We start from the raw sequence: 2099 nt of genomic DNA, 5'->3' as shown, positions 1-2099 counted from the left end.
AATGTACACGAATTACCATCAAAATTTAGTTGATCAAAAAGTAGCTTATGCGGTAGGTAATCCTATTACATTCGGTACTGATGACGAGCAATCACTTAAGAAGATACAAGAGGTACTCAATCACAAGTGGGACGATAAACTCGTCGATATACTAACTGCAGCAAGCAACAAAGGTGTCGAGTGGCTACAACCTTATATTGACGAACAAGGCGAATTTAAGACGTTTAGAGTTCCAGCCGAACAAGCGATACCGATTTGGACGAACAAAGAAAGAGATGAACTCAAAGCCTTTATTCGTTTGTATGAGCTTGACGGTGGTGAACGTGTTGAGTATTGGACAGATACCGAAGTTACTTTTTACGAATTGCAACATGGTCAATTGATTCCTGATTATTATCACGGCGATGACAACATTCAAGCGCATTACTACGTTGGTGATAAAAAGATGAGTTGGAACCGAGTGCCGTTCATTCCTTTTAAAAACAATCCACAAGAAGTTAGTGACTTGTTTATGTACAAGACAATAATTGACGCAATGGATAAGCGATTAAGTGACACGCAAAACACTTTCGACGAATCTACTGAATTGATTTATATTTTGAAAGGTTATGAGGGCCAAAACTTAGATGAGTTTATGCAGAACCTCAAATACTATAAAGCAATTAATGTAGACGGTGACGGTAGTGGTGTTGACACAATTCAAATTGAGGTACCAGTACAGTCGTCGAAAGAATACCTGGACATGTTACGTGATTACATTATTGAGTTTGGTCAAGGTGTCGATTTTCAACAGGACAAATTCGGTAACAGCCCATCAGGTATTGCACTCAAGTTTATGTATAGCAATCTAGACTTAAAGGCTAGCAAATTAAAAAACAAAACACTTACTGCTTTGCAAGAGTTGTTACGTTACATCATTGATTTTTACAAATTAAATATCGATGTACATGACATTGAGATTAGCTTTAACTTCAATGTGATGGTGAACGAACTTGAACAATCACAAATTGGTGTGCAGTCACAATACTTATCTAAAGAAACGGTTATCACTAACCACCCGTGGGTTGATGATCCCGTCGCAGAAATGGAACGTATTGAGCAAGATAATATCGAATTTAACAATCAACTTCCACTGTTAGAAGGTGACGATAATGACAGAGCGCAAGATAACAAATCAGAATCAAATTGATGAATATATTGAACAACTTATCGCTAAGTCAGAAAAACCGCTTGAAGTGTTGTTTGCTAAACGTTTGAAAATTATCACTCAAGAATTGGTGGATATGTTTGAAAAGTACCAATCAGACAACCCTCATGTGACTTGGACAGAATTTAATAAGTACAATCGCTTAAACAAAGAGTTAGCACGTATAGGACAAATGTTAACTGAAGATTACAATCAAGTAGCTAAAGCTATAAAAAAGACTCAACATAATGCTTACATTGAGAAGTATATGATGAGTCTTTATTTGTATGAAATGGCTAGTCAATCGTCTATGCGTTTTGACGTCCCTACTGCATCTGTTATTAATACCGCAATTGAACAACCGATTGAGTTTATTCGATTAGTACCGACGTTACAGAAACATCGCAATGAGGTGCTTAAACGTATCCGTATCCATATTACGCAAGGGATTATAAGTGGTGAGGGCTATTCTAAGATAGCTAAAGCACTACGTGATGATTTAGGTATGGCTATGGCGCAATCGTTACGAGTGGCGCGTACAGAAGCTGGTAGAGCGATGTCACAAGCCGGATTAGATAGCGCCCACGTAGCACAAGGCAACGGATTCAAGATAAAAAAACGTTGGTCTGCCACTAAAGATACACGCACGCGTGATACACATCGTCATTTAGATGGTCAATCAGTGGGCATAGACGACAACTTTAAATCTAGTGGGTGCGTGGGTCCTGCACCGCATTTATTTGTAGGCGTAGCCAGTGCAAAAGAGAATATTAACTGTCGTTGTAAGCTATTGTATTACATTGGTGAAGATGACTTACCTGGTGTAATGCGTGTGCGTAATGACGATGGAACAACAGAAGTAATCCCGCATATGACCTATCGTGAGTGGGAGAAGATGAAACGTAAAGGTGGT

At 38.7% G+C, this 2099-nt stretch carries 2 protein-coding genes; both read left to right on the top strand.

Annotated elements, in window-relative coordinates:
- On the top strand, positions 1-1189 hold a 1189-nt coding region (locus CD138_RS12365), incomplete at its 5' end, for a phage portal protein (RefSeq protein WP_103265997.1).
- Positions 1152-2099: phage head morphogenesis protein (locus CD138_RS12360; RefSeq protein ID WP_096559849.1), on the top strand; the 948-nt coding region annotated here is incomplete at its 3' end. The genes CD138_RS12365 and CD138_RS12360, both read left to right, overlap by 38 nt.

The organism is Staphylococcus intermedius NCTC 11048 (genome assembly GCF_002902385.1).
GTDB lineage: Bacteria > Bacillota > Bacilli > Staphylococcales > Staphylococcaceae > Staphylococcus > Staphylococcus intermedius.
Note: the sequence above shows the minus strand (reverse complement) of the source record. Positions and strands in the feature narration are given on the sequence as shown.